Origin of the sequence: Mesorhizobium sp. M0771 (genome assembly GCF_040320155.1) — a bacterium.
In the GTDB taxonomy this organism is placed as follows: domain Bacteria; phylum Pseudomonadota; class Alphaproteobacteria; order Rhizobiales; family Rhizobiaceae; genus Mesorhizobium.
The window spans coordinates 155,274-169,140 of the sequence record NZ_JAMYPC010000006.1 but is presented as its reverse complement, the minus strand read 5'-3'; the positions used below and the strand labels follow the sequence as shown (position 1 = coordinate 169,140).

The following is a 13,867-nucleotide window of genomic DNA, read 5'->3' as shown; positions in this document are numbered from 1 at the left end:
AACGGTTTTCCCGGGAAAGCGGTCAGCGCTTTCCCTTGAAAAGGGTTTCAACCCAGAATTGCTACGATGAACCGAAGCGTGATAGCTTATGCGCATCGTAACCTTATCGATACCTCCATCCTGCATAAATCCGGTGCGGGTCCTTTCTAGAGGCCGGCCGCCGCGCGCAAGGACGAGGGCATGTCGCTCGACTACAGTTCCCTTCTGTTGGCTGTCGGGTTTTCCGCCGCTTGCCTCGGCCTGACGCTGTTCGGCATTTGGCTTACCGCGCGCTCGGAAAAATTCCTGCTGACCTGGGCGGTCAGCGTGCTTCTGATCGTCGCCGACGCCTTCGCCTACCAGGCCTATATCGACGCGCCCGGACGCCTGCTCGGCCTCGCCAGCTTCACGTTCCTGCTGCTCGGCTTCGCGACCATGCTGGGCGCGGCCCATCAGTTCACGACCGGCCGCTCGCCATTGCCGCGCATCGCTGTCGGCGCCGGCGTCTCGCTGGCAGTCGCCTTGCCGCCGATGGCGCTTGGCTATGACGGGCTGGGCTTCATGCTGGAGAATGCCTTCGCCGCGCTGCTTTTGTTTGCGACGGCCTATGAATACTGGAAGGGTCGTACGGAATTCCCGGCCCCGATCCTCGGCATTGCAGGGCTCTACACCGCCACCGCAATTTCCTTCGTGCTGTGCTCCGGTGCACTTGTCTGGGATGGCAGGCTGGTGCTTGGCCATGCGCCGAGCAACTGGGCCGAGGATTTCAGCCTCATCGTCGTCATCGCCTGCATGACCGGCATCGGCGCGCTCTCGCTGGCGCTCAACCAGGGACGCTTGGCGCAGCATCATCGCCGCGAAGCGCTGACCGATCCGCTGACCGGACTGCTCAACCGGCGCGCTTTGTTCGACCTGCACGGCAAAACACCGGTCCGGTCCTTCACCGCCGTGATCGTGTTCGATCTCGACGGCTTCAAGGCCATAAATGACGAGTTCGGCCATGCCACCGGCGACGAGGTGCTGAAACTATTCGCCAAGGATTTGACCGCCAATCTCCAGCCAGGCGATGTCGCCGCGCGCATGGGCGGAGAGGAATTTGCATTGGTGCTCGATCGCACCTTGCCTGAAAAGGTGGAATTCATAGCCGAGCGCATCCGGGCCAGTTTTGCCATGCGCCGGATCGATACCGAGACCCGCCTGCTCTCCTGCACGGTCAGCGCCGGCTACGCCTTCGGCAGCGAGGGCGGCACCAAATTCGACAAGGTGCTCAGCGCCGCCGACAAGGCGCTTTACGGCGCCAAGCGCGGCGGCCGCAATCGTGTGCTCGCCTTCCGGCGCGCCGGGTAGGCTGGGCTGATATTCAGCCGGCCTGAACCTCACCACACGTAAAACAACACCCCAAAGCGCGTCGCATGAGGCCGTTCAGGCGCGACGCGCTTTTAGGCCGCTATGACGATCTCGTTGTAAGTGTCGAGGTCGACGTAGAAAACCTTGGTGATTTCGCCGATCAGCTCATCCTGCTGGTAGCCTTGCGAGCGCAGAATGTTGATGGCGGTGATGATGTCGACACGCTCTGTCAGCCGTCGTTTCTGGTGGTCCTCGACGAACCGTTCCATAGCCCTATTCTCCTGGCAAGATTATCTGAACGCATTGACCGACAATCAGAACTGCGAGGGAAGCTAGGGTGGCTTGCTTGCGTGGAACTTGCAGGCTGAGCCAGCATATTCCCTCGATCTGCTACAGAACCAGACTGATACGGAAGCGGCCGACTCACCGAGGCCTAGGAAAGACTAGCATGTAGTATTCGGCGTGCCAGAGTGTGGCGGCCTCGGACGAAAGTCCGACGCAACGGGTGCGGACCTTCGCGACTTCATCATCCTTGGGCGTAGCGACGCGAAGCGGAGCGAAGACCCAGGGATCCATGCCGGGACGAAGAAGCGTCATTAACGGTGCAGAATGTGGAATGGCCAATGTGCCGCAGAAGCGATCTTGTTCTGCATCGCGGCACTCTTTGGCTGATGTCGCGGCATGGATTCTAGGGTCTGCGCGCGTCGCTCCGCTCCTTGGCTCCGCCCTAGAATGACGAAGTGATTGTGGGCATTTCAGCCAATCTTCGACGTGTACGATCCGTGCAGCCGTCGACCTGCGTTAAACCGTCAGAAACTTCCTGACGTCCGCCCGGTCGAGATCTTCGGCCGGGCCGGTGTGGACGATCTGGCCGCGGTCCATGATGTTGACCTCGTCGGCGAGCTCGCGGCAGAAATCGAGATATTGCTCGACCAGAAGCACCGCAATGCCGGCCTGATCGCGCAAATAGTGGATGGCGCGGCCGATGTCCTTGATGATCGAGGGCTGGATGCCTTCGGTCGGCTCGTCGAGCACCAGCAGTTTCGGCCGCATGACGAGCGCCCGGCCGATGGCGAGCTGCTGCTGCTGGCCGCCTGAGAGATCGCCGCCGCGCCGCCCCAGCATCTGCTTCAGCACCGGAAACAGTTCGAAGACATGCGCCGGCACGTTGCGGTCGGCGCGCTTCAACGGCGCAAAGCCGGACTCCAGGTTTTCGCGCACCGTCAGCAGCGGAAAGATCTCCCTGCCCTGCGGTACGAATGCGATGCCCGACCGGGCGCGATCATACGCCGCGCTCCGGTCGAGCGCCTTCCCCTCGAAGGCAACGCTTCCGCTCGTCAGCCGGTGGTGGCCGACGATCGATCTCATCAAACTGGTCTTGCCGACGCCGTTGCGGCCGAGCACGCAGGTGATCTTGCCGGCACCCACCGTCAGCGACACACCGCGCAGCGCCTGAGCAGCGCCGTAATGGAGCGTGGCGTTGGAAACTTCGAGCATGTCAGCGACTTCTCCAGAAGCGGAGGAACGAAAAGTCGAAGCGATGGAATTGCACCCGCCAGACCATGCTCATCTCCCGAGATAAACTTCGACGACCCGCTCGTCGGCCGAGACGAAATCGAGCGAGCCTTCCGACAGCACCGAGCCCTCATGCAGGCAGGTGACCTTGACGCCGAGTTCGCGCACGAAATGCATGTCGTGCTCGACGACGATGACCGAATGCTCGCGCGCTATGTCCTTGAGCAGCCGCGCGGTTTCCTCGGTCTCGGCATCGGTCATCCCTGCGACCGGCTCGTCAACCAAAAGCAGCTTCGGGTCCTGCGCCAGCAGCATGCCGATCTCCAGCCACTGTTTCTGGCCATGGCTGAGATTGGCTGCCAGATCGTGGCGCTTGTCGCCCAGCCGGATGATGCCGAGGATGTCGTCGATCTGTCTGGCTTCGGCGGCCGAGCGGCGATGGAACAGCGCCGGAAAGATCGAGCGCGGGCCCTTCAGCGCCAGCATCAGATTGTCTTCGACGCTGTGGCTTTCGAAGACGGTCGGCTTCTGGAATTTGCGGCCGATGCCCATCATGGCGATCTCCGCCTCGTCGTGCCGGGTCAGATCGACCTGGCCGTCGAAGAACACTTCGCCCTCGTCGGGCCGGGTCTTGCCGGTGACGATGTCCATCATCGTCGTCTTGCCGGCGCCGTTGGGACCGATGATGGCGCGCATCTCGCCCTTGTCGAGCACCAGCGACAGATTGTTGATGGCGCGGAAACCGTCGAAGGAGACCGAGACGCCGTCGAGATAGAGGATGGTGTTGGACTTCGACATCGCTCTATTCCGCCGGCTGCGGTTCAGGCCCGGACGCGGACCAGGCACCGGGCGTTGTTGCTGCGCTGCGCACGATCTTCAATGGCGGCGCGGCATCAGGGTCTGTGCCCGCTTCCTCTGCAATCGCTGCAGCCCGCATCGCCCGAGCGTTACCGCGCCAGGAATCCCACATGCCGACGATGCCCTTGGGCAGGAACAGGGTTACGGCGACGAACAGGCCGCCGAGCGCAAACAGCCAGAACTCCGGCAGCAGGCCGGTGAACCAGGATTTGCCGGCGTTGACCAGCAGCGCGCCGACGATCGGGCCGACAATGGTGCCGCGCCCACCGACGGCTGCCCAGATCACGACTTCGATGGAATTGGACGGCTCGAATTCGCCGGGATTGATGATACCGACCTGCGGCACATAGAGCGCGCCGGCGATGCCGGCCATGACAGCCGAGACGGTGAAGGCAAACAGCTTCACGTTCTCCGCCCGCCAGCCGAGGAAGCGGGTGCGGCTCTCGGCGTCGCGCACCGCCATCAGCAGCTTGCCGTATTTGGAGCCGACGATCGCCCAGGTGATGAAGACGGCGAGCGCGAGTATGATGGCGCTGGCGGCAAACAGGGCCGAGCGGGTGGCGTCGGCCTGCACGTTGAAGCCCAGAATATCCTTGAAATCGGTCAAGCCGTTGTTGCCGCCGAAACCCATGTCGTTGCGGAAGAAGGCGAGCAGCAGCGCGTGGGTCATCGCCTGGGTGATGATGGAGAGATAGACGCCGGTGACGCGGCTGCGGAAGGCGAACCAGCCGAAGACGAAGGCGAGCAGGCCGGGCACCGCCAGCACCATGATGGCGGCGAACCAGAAGTGGTCGAAACCGGTCCAGAACCAGGGCAATTCCTTGTAGTTCAGGAACACCATGAAATCGGGCAGGATCGGATTGCCGTAAACGCCGCGCGAGCCGATCTGGCGCATGAGGTACATGCCCATCGCATAGCCGCCGAGGGCGAAGAAGGCGCCATGGCCGAGCGAGAGGATGCCGCAATAGCCCCAGACGAGATCGAGCGCCAAGGCAAGCAATGCATAGCAGAGGTACTTGCCCGTCAACGCGACGATGTAGGACGGAATATAGAACGCGCTTTGCGGCGACACTGCGAGGTTGAGCAGCGGCACGATAATGGCGGCCGTCAGCAGGATGAAAATAGTGATGGCGATGCGACGGTCGGCACCCGCGGCGAAGAAGCGTCCCGTGATCATGTTTCCACCGCCCTGCCCTTGAGCGCGAACAGGCCGCGCGGGCGCTTCTGGATGAACAGGATGATCAGCACCAGCACGACGATCTTGCCGAGCACGGCGCCAGCATAGGGTTCGAGAACCTTGTTGACGATGCCGAGCGAGAAGGCGCCGACCAGCGTGCCCCAGAGATTGCCGACGCCGCCGAAGACCACGACCATGAAGCTGTCGATGATGTAGCCGCGGCCGAGATTGGGCGAGACATTGTCGATCTGGCTGAGCGCGACGCCGGCAATGCCGGCAATGCCGGAGCCGAGCGCAAAGGTCAGCGCATCGACCCAAGGCGTCCTGATGCCCATCGAGGCGGCCATGCGGCGGTTGGCGGTGACGGCGCGCATCTGAAGGCCCCAGGGCGTGCGCTTCATAACAAAGAGCAGCACGCCGAAGACGGTGAGCGCGAACACCAGGATCCAGAGGCGGTTCCAGGTGACGGCGAGTTGGCCGACATCGAACGATCCCGACATCCAGGAGGGGTTGCCGACCTCCTGGTTGGTCGGTCCGAAGATCGAGCGCACCGCCTGCTGCAGGACAAGCGAGACGCCCCAGGTTGCGAGCAGCGTTTCCAGCGGCCGGCCGTAGAGGAAACGGATGACGCCGCGCTCGATGATCAGGCCGACGGAAGCGGCAACCAGGAAGGCGAGCGGCAGCGCGATCACCAGCGACCAGTCGAACAGGCCGGGGAACGAGGTTCGGATCACCTGCTGGACGACGAAGGTGGTGTAGGCGCCGAGCATCACCATCTCGCCATGCGCCATGTTGATGACGCCCATGACGCCGAAGGTGATGGCGAGGCCGATGGCGGCCAGCAGCAGCACCGAGCCAAGCGAGATGCCGTACCATATGTTCTGGCCGGCATCCCACAGCGCCAGGCTCGAATTGATGCTGGCGATTGCCGCCGTCGCGGCATCCTTGACCGCGCCTTGCGCATTGGCCTCGACCGCGGTGAGCAGCGAGACCGCGTCGCGGTCGCCGCGCGCGCCGATCAGGGCAATGGCGGCAAGCTTGTCGGCCTCCGGCTTATCGGAGACCAGCACCGATGCCGCGCGCGCCTGTTCGAACAATGCCTTGACCTTGGCGTCGGTCTCGGCGGCGATGGCTGCATCGAGCGGCTCGATATTGGCGGCATCGGGGGTCTTGAACATGGTGTCGGCGGCGGCGATGCGAACAGAAGGATCTCTCGCGCGCAACGTCAGCGTTCCCAGCGCATCTCGGATGACACGGCGCAGCGTGTTGTTGACCTTGATCTTGGTGATGTCGGCCTTGGCGGCGTCGCCGGCTTTCTCGCCGCTCAGCGGGTCGAGCAGCGTGACGCTGTCGGCGGCCTCACTGCCGACGAAGACGGCTGAATCGGCTTTACGAATGTAGAGATTGCCTTCGGCGAGGGCTGCAAGCGGCCGTTCAACCAGCGGATCGCCGGTGGCGGCAAGTTCGCGCACCACAGCCTCAGTGGCGGCAAAGCCCGTGCCCGTGGCGAATTTGGCGACGATGGCGCGCAGATCGGCTTCGGCTGCGTTCGACGGCAATAGGCTTGCCACCAGGAACACCAGCATGAGGCCGAGAGTGCGCAACAGGATCATCCGTTCAGATACTCTTCTGTGGGGAAATTCCGCGTCCGGGCGGGCTGAAGCGCCCGGACGCTTGGCGGTACCGATCGTGGACGCGTCCACGATCGGTCAGTCCCGGGAGGGATCAGTTCGTGCCCTTGCCGCCGCATTTGCCGGTGGCAACGTTGAAGTTGCCGCAGGACAGAGGCGCGCGCCAATCCGAAATCAGGTCCTTGGAATCGGGCAGATAGTCGGACCATTCGTCGCCCATCACGAGGCCGGGCGTCTGCGACACGGTCTCGAACTGGCCGTCGGCCTGGATCTCGCCGATCAGCACCGGCTTGGTGATGTGATGGTTCGGCATCATGGTCGAATAGCCGCCGGTGAGGTTCGGCACGGACACGCCGACCATGGCGTCGATGACCTTGTCGGGATCGGTGGTGCCGGCCTTTTCGACCGCCTTCACCCACATGTTGAAGCCGATATAGTGAGCTTCCATCGGGTCGTTGGTGGTGCGCTTGTCATTCTTGATGAACTTGTGCCAGTCGGCGATGAACTTCTTGTTTTCGGGTGTGTCGACGCTCTCGAAATAGTTCCAGGCAGCGAGATGGCCGACCAGCGGCGCGGTATCGAGACCGGCCAGTTCTTCCTCACCGACCGAAAAGGCCATGACCGGGATGTCCTCGGCCTTGATGCCCTGGTTGCCGAGTTCCTTGTAGAACGGAACGTTGGCGTCGCCATTGACGGTCGAGACGACGGCGGTCTTCTTGCCGGCCGAGCCGAATTTCTTGATTGCGGAGACTTCGGTCTGCCAGTCGGAGAAGCCGAACGGCGTGTAGTTGACCATGATGTCTTCGGCGGCGACGCCCTTGGCCTTCAGATAGGCCTCGAGGATTTTGTTGGTGGTGCGGGGATAGACGTAGTCGGTGCCTTCCAACACCCAGCGCTTCACCGAGCCACCGTCTTCGCTCATGAGATAATCGACAGCGGGAATCGCCTGCTGGTTCGGGGCGGCGCCGGTGTAGAACACGTTGCGCTCGCTTTCCTCGCCCTCATACTGGACGGGGTAGAACAGGATGTTGTCGAGTTCCGAGAACACCGGCAACACCGATTTGCGCGACACCGAGGTCCAGCAGCCGAACACGGCGGCGACCTTGTCCTTCGAGATCAGCTCGCGCGCCTTTTCGGCAAAGAGCGGCCAGTTGGAGGCCGGATCGACAACGACCGCCTCGAGCTTCTTGCCGAGCAGACCGCCCTTGGCATTCTGCTCTTCGATGAGCATCAGCATGGCGTCTTTCAGCGTCGTCTCCGAAATCGCCATGGTCCCCGATAGCGAATGCAGAATGCCGACCTTGATCGTGTCTTCGGCGGCCTTGGCCGGAGACGACATCGACAGGCCGGCGGCGATCACGCCCGCCGAAAACATTTTTGTTATTGTGGAGAAATTACCCCTCATACCGAAGACTCCCAAGCTGTTTGATTGCACCGCGACAATTCAAAGCAACTGCCGTGCCAAACGCGAAGGCGCCGCTCATAAAGATGTAATAGCCGAGCGTTATCAGCCGGTTGGTATATGAGCTGGAGAAACAACAAAGGCAGCCGGTAAAAATTGATTGAGGCAAATTTGCGCAGCGCACACGACTTTTGCCTAATTTTCACCCAATTGAGACAAATGCCTAGTTTTTGATCTCCGGCCGTGGTTTCCGGGCGAACAATGTTGCGGCACCGCGCAAAAACAGGGCAAGCTCGCCCTTCAAAAGAGAGACGTCATGACATCTCGCATCTCACGCATTTCCGGCATCCTGCTGCTGATGGCAACGAGCGGCGCCGCGCGCGCCGATTTCAGCGAGGGCAAGCTTCCGGACGGCACCTATCATTGCGAGGTCTACCTGCTCGGCGCCTTCCTCAACCTCGGCGACATCACCATCAAGGGCAATGTCTATACCGGCCCGGTGACATTCGGCACCGCGACGCAAGGCTACAACTATCAGATGAATGCCAATGGCGAGATAACCTGGCTCGGGCCGCTGGGCGGCTATACCACCGGTGGCAACTCCGTCTCCATGACACAGGCAACACTGGACGGCGAGACCGCCCCGTCATTCGACATCATTCTGAAGCAGCCCGACGGCGCCTTCACCGCCTCGACCTGCACCAAGGGCTGAGCGATGCGTAGTGCCGCGCCCAGTTGCGGCAAAACCTTCCTCTTATGTCATGTGAATGTTGCCTAAGCAGACTAGGGCAACGGTGCGCCGTAACATCCACCCTGAGAGGCAGACACCATGGCCAATGCACCGTCTTCATCCTCCCCCGTCATCCGCGAAATCATTGCCGAGCGCGTCTCGCGCCGGTCTCTTTTGAAAGGCAGCCTCGCCTCCGGCGCGCTGATTGCCGGCGGCAGCTTTGTCGGCTCCTTGTTTGCCGGCGAAACGCATGCCGCCACAGCGCAGTCGACGCTCGGCTTTCCCGAGCTGAAACGGGTCTACGGCAAGACCCATGCCGCCGCCGAAGGCTATGAGACGACCATCGTCGCGCGCTGGGGCGATCCGCTTGCAGCCGGCCTCGCCGAATTCGACGGCAACAAGGTCGCGGCGGAGGAACAGGAAAAGCGCTTCGGCTACAATTGCGACTACATCGCCTTCATGCCGCTGCCCAAGGGTACGGCAAATTCCGATCATGGCCTGCTCTGCGTCAACAACGAATACATCTCGCCCAATGTGATGTTTCCAGGAATGACCGAGGACGATGCCGGCAAGACGATGACCAAGGAACAGGTCGATCTCGGCATGGCGGCGATGGGCCATTCGATCGTCGAAGTGCAGTTGAAGGACGGCAAGTGGGAAACCGTGGCGGACAGCCCGCTCAACCGCCGCATCACCGCCAACACCGAAATGACCGTTTCCGGACCGGTTGCCGGCCATGCGCTGATGAAAACTTCGGCCGACCCGACTGGCACGAAAGTGCTCGGCACCAGCTATAATTGCAGCGGCGGTGTTACCCCGTGGGGCACGGTGCTGACCTGCGAGGAAGGCGTGTCCGACATTTTCGGCGGCGACCCGAAGAAGGCGCCGACCGCCGAGCTTCTGGACCGTTACGGCTTCGACGGCTCCGATATCTATGGCCGCGGCCGCTTCCATGACCGCTTCAACCTCGACAAGGAACCGAACGAGGCCAACCGCTTCGACTGGGTGGTCGAGATCGACCCTTACGATCCTAAGTCCAGGCCGGTGAAGCGCACGGCACTTGGCCGCATGTCGCATGAGGCCTCGACCGTGGTCCTCAACAAGGACGGCCACGTCGTCGTCTATATGGGTGATGACGACTATTTCGAATACATGTACCGCTTCGTCTCGGCCAAGGCCTATGATAGGGCCAATCCGGCCTCCGGCGCCGATCTGCTCGACGATGGCGTGCTGTCGGTCGCCCGCTTCGATGCCGATGGCTCGATGACGTGGCTGCCGCTGGTGCACGGCCAGGGCAAGCTTACCGCCGAGAACGGTTTTGCCGAACAGGCCGAGGTGCTGTTGAAGACGCGGTTTGCGGCAGATGCGCTCGGCGCCACGCCGATGGACCGGCCCGAGGACATCGAGACCAATCCGGTGACCGGCCGCGTCTATGCGGTGATGACCAAGAACAAGAAGCGCGACCAGTCGAAGGTCAATCCGGCCAACACGCGGCCGGAGAACCTGTGGGGCCATATTGTCGAACTGATCCCGCCCGGCGGCCGCGGCGCGGATGCCGACCACACCGCGGAAAAGTATGCCTGGGACCTGTTCGTGCTCTGCGGCAACCCGAAAGATGCCAAGGTCGGCGCCACTTTTCATCCGGATACGTCGGACAATGGCTGGTTCGTCTGCCCCGACAACATCACCTTCGACCCGGCGGGGCGGCTGTGGGTGGCGACGGACGGCGCCAATGATTTCGACCTGCCGGACGGCGTCTATGGCGTCGACACCGAAGGTGCGGCGCGCGGCCTGCCGAAGCTGCTGTTCACCTGCCCGCATGGCGCCGAAGCGACCGGCCCATGCTTCACGCCGGACGGCACGACTTTGTTCCTGTCGGTGCAGCACCCTGCGGAAGATGCAGAGACGCTCGACAAGGCGCAGACGCTGTGGCCCGACTTCAGGGATGGCCAGCTGCCGCGACCGTCCGTCGTCGCCATCCGCCGCAAGGACGGACAGCCGGTCGGCGCATAGTGAGTCCTAGGAAAAAAGGGCGGAACGCGCCATGCGCGTTCCGCGTAGCGATCCCGGAGGACGGCTCAGATCGTCTTGGCCGACATTTGCGAAGCGATGTATTCGGCCTGGCGGATAGCCAGCGACACGATCGTCAGCGTCGGATTTTCAGCCGCACCGGTGGTGAACTGGCTGCCGTCCGACACGAACAGGTTTTTGATGTCGTGCGCTTGGCCGTGCTTGTTGACGACGCCGTCTTCCGCCTTTTCGCTCATCCGGTTTGTGCCGAGATTGTGGGTTGAGGGATAGGGCGGCGTCGGGAAGGAGCGCGTCGCGCCGACCGCATCGTAAAGCGCTGTGGCCTGCTTGTAGGCATGGTTGCGCATCGCCGTGTCGTTGGGATGATCATCGAAATGCACGTCGGCGATCGGCATACCGTGCGCGTCCTTCTCGTCCTTGTGCAGCGTGACGCGGTTTTCCGCGCGCGGCATGTCCTCGCCGACGATCCACAGGCCAGCCATGTGATCATAGTGGTCGAGCGCGGTGGTGAAGGAACGGCCCCAGCCGCCGGGATTGAGGAAGGCGGCCATGAAGGGCAAGCCGAGCGACAGCGTCTCGAATTCATAGCCGCCGACAAAGCCGCGTGAGGGATCGTGCCGCGCCTCGTCGCGGATAATGCCGGCCATGGTGGTGCCGCGATACATATGCACCGGTTGGTCGAAGATGGCGTAGACCGAACCGGTGGTGTGGCGCATGTAGTTCTTGCCGACCTGCCCCGACGAATTGGCAAGCCCTTGCGGAAACTTCGCTGACTCGGAGTTCAGCAGCAGGCGCGGGCTTTCGATCGAGTTGCCGGCGACGGCGACGATGCGGGCCTTCTGCTCCTGCAGATTGCCGTCCTTGTCGGCATAGACGACGCCGGTCACTTTTCCGCTAGCGTCATGGTTGATCTTGATCGCCATGGCGTTTGGCCGGACCTCGAGATGGCCGGTCGCCTCACCTTTGGGAATCTCGGTGTAGAGCGTCGACCATTTGGCGCCCCATTTGCAACCCTGGAAGCAGAAGCCGGTCTGTTGGCAGGAGTTGCGGTCGTCGCGCTCGACCGAATTGATTGCCATGTTGCCGGTATGACATTCCTTATAGCCGAGCTTGTCGGCGCCGGCCTTGAGCACCTTGAAGTTGTTGTTGCCGGGCAGCCGCGGCCAGCCATTGGTGCCGGTGACGCCCATCTTGGCTTCCGCCTTGGCGTAGTACGGCTCCATCTCGGCCAATGTGACCGGCCAGTCCAGCAGGTTGGCGCCTTCCAGCTTGCCGTAGGTCGAGAGCGTCCTGAACTCATGCTTCTGGAAGCGCAACGAGGCGCCGGCCCAGTGCGTGGTCGAGCCGCCGACCGATTTGACGATCCAGGCCGGCAAATTGGGGAAATCCTTCGACACCCGCCAGTCGCCTGAGGTTGTGCGCTTGTCCGTCCAGGCGAGCTGGCTGAAGGAACCCCACTCGTCGTTGATGAAATCCTCGTATTCGTGGCGCGCGCCGGCCTCGAGGATGACGACATCGACGCCTTTCTGGGCGAGTTCGTTGCCGAGCGTGCCGCCGCCGGCGCCGGAGCCGACGATCACGACCACGCCGTCGTTGTTGAGATCAAATGAAGCTGCCATGGTTTCCTCCCATGAATTCCTGTTTGCGGGGTTTCAGAACGACGGAAGGGCTCAGAGCCACTCTATGTCGTCGAAACCGCGCGCGATGTAGCCGCCCTTGGAGTAGGATTCGCCCTCGTAGCCGAAAATCGGCCACACCTCCTGCTGGTTGTAGAGGCTGACGACGAGGCCGCCGCGGATGGACTGGAAGAACGGCGTCGCCTCGATCTGCTGCAGCACGGCAACGCGCTGCTCCTCCCAGCCGAGGCCGCGATAGCCGCCCTCGCCCGACTTCTTGTCGAGGTTGGCGATGCCGTCTTCGATCATCGTCTTGTAGGCAGCGTCCTTGCCGGCCTGCTCATCATGCCCTTTTACGGCGATGGCGTAGTATTTGTCGGGCACCTGATCGTGCGGATAGATGTCGCGCGCCATCTGGATCAGCGTTGCCATGGTTTCGGGCTTGAGCGCCGATGTCTCGAGCCCCCAGGCATTTTCAGGGCTGATGACGGCGCTGCCGGAAATGACGAGCAACGCGCCGATGCCGCCGCGCTTGAGAAGTTCACGACGTGAGAGCCTCGCGTCATAGATCGTGACCATTTGTTCCTCCCTGCTTGCTGTTTGCGCCCTTGAACAGCGCCGTTGCTGGCGCCGCGCGGCTAAATGCGGCTGATAATCCCCTACTGGAAGCGCCCTCCACGCTGCAGAACCTCGATCTTGTAGCCGTCGGGGTCCTCGATGAAGAAAAAGCGGGCGATCAGCGATCCGTCGCGGTTGAATTCGACGATCTTCTTGGGGTTGAGGCCGAGCGCGCCGATCCGGTCGTGTTCGCTGTCGAGATCGGACACCGAGACCGCCAGATGGCCGTAACCGTCGCCAAGCCCATAAGGCTCTGTGCGGCCCTTGTTCACGGTGAGTTCGAGCTCGAACCCCGTTTCGGCGTTGGCAAGGTAAATCAGCGTGAATGTCTCGAAATCCAGCCTGTCGGCGACGTCGAGCCCGAAAGCGTTTCTGTAGAAATCGACGGATCTGGCCTCTTGGAGAACCCGGATCATTGAATGGATTGCCTTCGCCAAATCAGTCTCCGCCGCTGCATGTTGGAGGCGATTATGGGCGGCACGCGCGAAAGGTGGTGGCAGCCGGTTACCACGGCTAAATTTGCAATCGCTGCTATGCCTGCGCCTAAAGACGAAAGTCCGATTGCCGATTCGGCCCACAAGGCCGAACATGCAGGGACAACCACAACTTGAAGGCGCGACACGCTGCGCCCAAAACCAACAATATCGGGAGGTAAGGATGTGCAGGGTTTTTGCCGGGCAGGATCCGGAAGGCTATCGACAGATCAACCGGTCGATCCGCATCGACGGTCACTCTACGAGTATCCAGCTTGAAGGAACGTTCTGGGCGCTGCTTGACGAAATTGCCGACAGCCAGGGCCTGACGACGCCGAAGTTCATCTCAAAACTCTATGACGAGGCGATCGAGATCAACGGCGCCATTCCCAACTTCGCGTCAATGCTGCGTACCACCTGCGCGCTCTATCTGCGCGGTCACCGGCCAGACATGGATGAGCTGACGCCGAAGCGCGAAGCGGCCTGAGGA

The 13,867-nt window shown here is 62.1% G+C and carries 13 protein-coding genes; 4 read left to right on the top strand and 9 right to left on the bottom strand.

Annotated elements, in window-relative coordinates:
* Nucleotides 1–180: 180 nt before the first annotated feature.
* On the top strand, nucleotides 181–1,326 hold the full coding sequence (locus NKI05_RS11910) for a GGDEF domain-containing protein (RefSeq protein WP_352792385.1): 1,146 nt from the start codon (nucleotides 181–183) through the stop codon (nucleotides 1,324–1,326).
* A 92-nt stretch (nucleotides 1,327–1,418) separates the two neighbouring features.
* On the opposite strand, the gene NKI05_RS11905 is transcribed toward NKI05_RS11910, so the two are convergent.
* The 6 genes from NKI05_RS11905 to urtA form a co-directional block, all read right to left on the bottom strand.
* Entirely contained in the window at nucleotides 1,419–1,595 is a 177-nt protein-coding gene (locus tag NKI05_RS11905; RefSeq protein WP_023670936.1) for a hypothetical protein, read from the bottom strand.
* Nucleotides 1,596–2,127: 532 nt separating this feature from the next.
* The gene (gene urtE / locus NKI05_RS11900) at nucleotides 2,128–2,823 is read right to left on the bottom strand and encodes an urea ABC transporter ATP-binding subunit UrtE (RefSeq protein WP_023815806.1); all 696 of its coding nucleotides are present in this window, start codon (nucleotides 2,821–2,823) and stop codon (nucleotides 2,128–2,130) included.
* A gap of 69 nt (nucleotides 2,824–2,892) precedes the next feature.
* The gene (gene urtD, locus NKI05_RS11895) at nucleotides 2,893–3,639 is read right to left on the bottom strand and encodes an urea ABC transporter ATP-binding protein UrtD (RefSeq protein WP_023670934.1); all 747 of its coding nucleotides are present in this window, start codon (nucleotides 3,637–3,639) and stop codon (nucleotides 2,893–2,895) included.
* A 4-nt stretch (nucleotides 3,640–3,643) separates the two neighbouring features.
* On the bottom strand, nucleotides 3,644–4,876 hold the full coding sequence (gene urtC / locus NKI05_RS11890; protein ID WP_352792384.1) for an urea ABC transporter permease subunit UrtC: 1,233 nt from the start codon (nucleotides 4,874–4,876) through the stop codon (nucleotides 3,644–3,646).
* Entirely contained in the window at nucleotides 4,873–6,489 is a 1,617-nt protein-coding gene (gene urtB / locus NKI05_RS11885) for an urea ABC transporter permease subunit UrtB (RefSeq protein ID WP_023742498.1), read from the bottom strand. The genes urtC and urtB overlap by 4 nt, the downstream gene beginning before the upstream one ends.
* A gap of 112 nt (nucleotides 6,490–6,601) precedes the next feature.
* Nucleotides 6,602–7,912 carry an urea ABC transporter substrate-binding protein gene (gene urtA / locus NKI05_RS11880; RefSeq protein WP_023684621.1) on the bottom strand — a complete coding sequence of 437 codons (1,311 nt, stop codon included), beginning with the start codon at nucleotides 7,910–7,912 and terminating at the stop codon, nucleotides 6,602–6,604.
* Between the two features lie 313 nt (nucleotides 7,913–8,225).
* Here urtA and NKI05_RS11875 point away from each other — a divergent pair, with 313 nt between their 5' ends.
* Entirely contained in the window at nucleotides 8,226–8,621 is a 396-nt protein-coding gene (locus NKI05_RS11875) for a hypothetical protein (protein ID WP_023706180.1), read from the top strand.
* A gap of 117 nt (nucleotides 8,622–8,738) precedes the next feature.
* Complete coding sequence (locus NKI05_RS11870) at nucleotides 8,739–10,652, top strand: PhoX family protein (RefSeq protein WP_023815807.1); 1,914 nt, start codon at nucleotides 8,739–8,741, stop codon at nucleotides 10,650–10,652.
* 65 nt (nucleotides 10,653–10,717) lie between these two features.
* Here NKI05_RS11870 and NKI05_RS11865 read toward each other — a convergent pair whose 3' ends face one another.
* The 3 genes from NKI05_RS11865 to NKI05_RS11855 form a co-directional block, all read right to left on the bottom strand.
* Nucleotides 10,718–12,289, bottom strand: coding sequence for a GMC family oxidoreductase (locus NKI05_RS11865; RefSeq protein WP_023752196.1), 1,572 nt, complete (start codon nucleotides 12,287–12,289; stop codon nucleotides 10,718–10,720).
* Between the two features lie 51 nt (nucleotides 12,290–12,340).
* Nucleotides 12,341–12,865, bottom strand: a complete 525-nt coding sequence (locus NKI05_RS11860; RefSeq protein WP_023684617.1) for a twin-arginine translocation pathway signal — start codon at nucleotides 12,863–12,865, stop codon at nucleotides 12,341–12,343.
* A gap of 80 nt (nucleotides 12,866–12,945) precedes the next feature.
* Nucleotides 12,946–13,341 carry a VOC family protein gene (locus NKI05_RS11855; protein ID WP_023684616.1) on the bottom strand — a complete coding sequence of 132 codons (396 nt, stop codon included), beginning with the start codon at nucleotides 13,339–13,341 and terminating at the stop codon, nucleotides 12,946–12,948.
* Between the two features lie 220 nt (nucleotides 13,342–13,561).
* On the opposite strand from NKI05_RS11855, the gene NKI05_RS11850 reads away from it, so the two are divergent.
* Nucleotides 13,562–13,864 (top strand): ribbon-helix-helix domain-containing protein, encoded by a 303-nt coding sequence (locus NKI05_RS11850; RefSeq protein WP_023670924.1) that lies wholly within the window; start codon nucleotides 13,562–13,564, stop codon nucleotides 13,862–13,864.
* Nucleotides 13,865–13,867: the final 3 nt, after the last annotated feature.

Bases quoted from the DNA above. Each gene is read 5' to 3' on its own strand.
- urtE (WP_023815806.1), bottom strand. From the start codon at position 2,823: ATGCTCGAAGTTTCCAACGCCACGCTCCATTACGGCGCTGCTCAGGCG.
- NKI05_RS11910 (WP_352792385.1), top strand. From the start codon at position 181: ATGTCGCTCGACTACAGTTCCCTTCTGTTGGCTGTCGGGTTTTCCGCC.
- NKI05_RS11860 (WP_023684617.1), bottom strand. From the start codon at position 12,865: ATGGTCACGATCTATGACGCGAGGCTCTCACGTCGTGAACTTCTCAAG.
- NKI05_RS11850 (WP_023670924.1), top strand. From the start codon at position 13,562: ATGTGCAGGGTTTTTGCCGGGCAGGATCCGGAAGGCTATCGACAGATC.
- NKI05_RS11865 (WP_023752196.1), bottom strand. From the start codon at position 12,289: ATGGCAGCTTCATTTGATCTCAACAACGACGGCGTGGTCGTGATCGTC.
- urtC (WP_352792384.1), bottom strand. From the start codon at position 4,876: ATGATCACGGGACGCTTCTTCGCCGCGGGTGCCGACCGTCGCATCGCC.
- NKI05_RS11875 (WP_023706180.1), top strand. From the start codon at position 8,226: ATGACATCTCGCATCTCACGCATTTCCGGCATCCTGCTGCTGATGGCA.
- urtD (WP_023670934.1), bottom strand. From the start codon at position 3,639: ATGTCGAAGTCCAACACCATCCTCTATCTCGACGGCGTCTCGGTCTCC.
- urtA (WP_023684621.1), bottom strand. From the start codon at position 7,912: ATGAGGGGTAATTTCTCCACAATAACAAAAATGTTTTCGGCGGGCGTG.
- NKI05_RS11870 (WP_023815807.1), top strand. From the start codon at position 8,739: ATGGCCAATGCACCGTCTTCATCCTCCCCCGTCATCCGCGAAATCATT.
- NKI05_RS11905 (WP_023670936.1), bottom strand. From the start codon at position 1,595: ATGGAACGGTTCGTCGAGGACCACCAGAAACGACGGCTGACAGAGCGT.
- urtB (WP_023742498.1), bottom strand. From the start codon at position 6,489: ATGATCCTGTTGCGCACTCTCGGCCTCATGCTGGTGTTCCTGGTGGCA.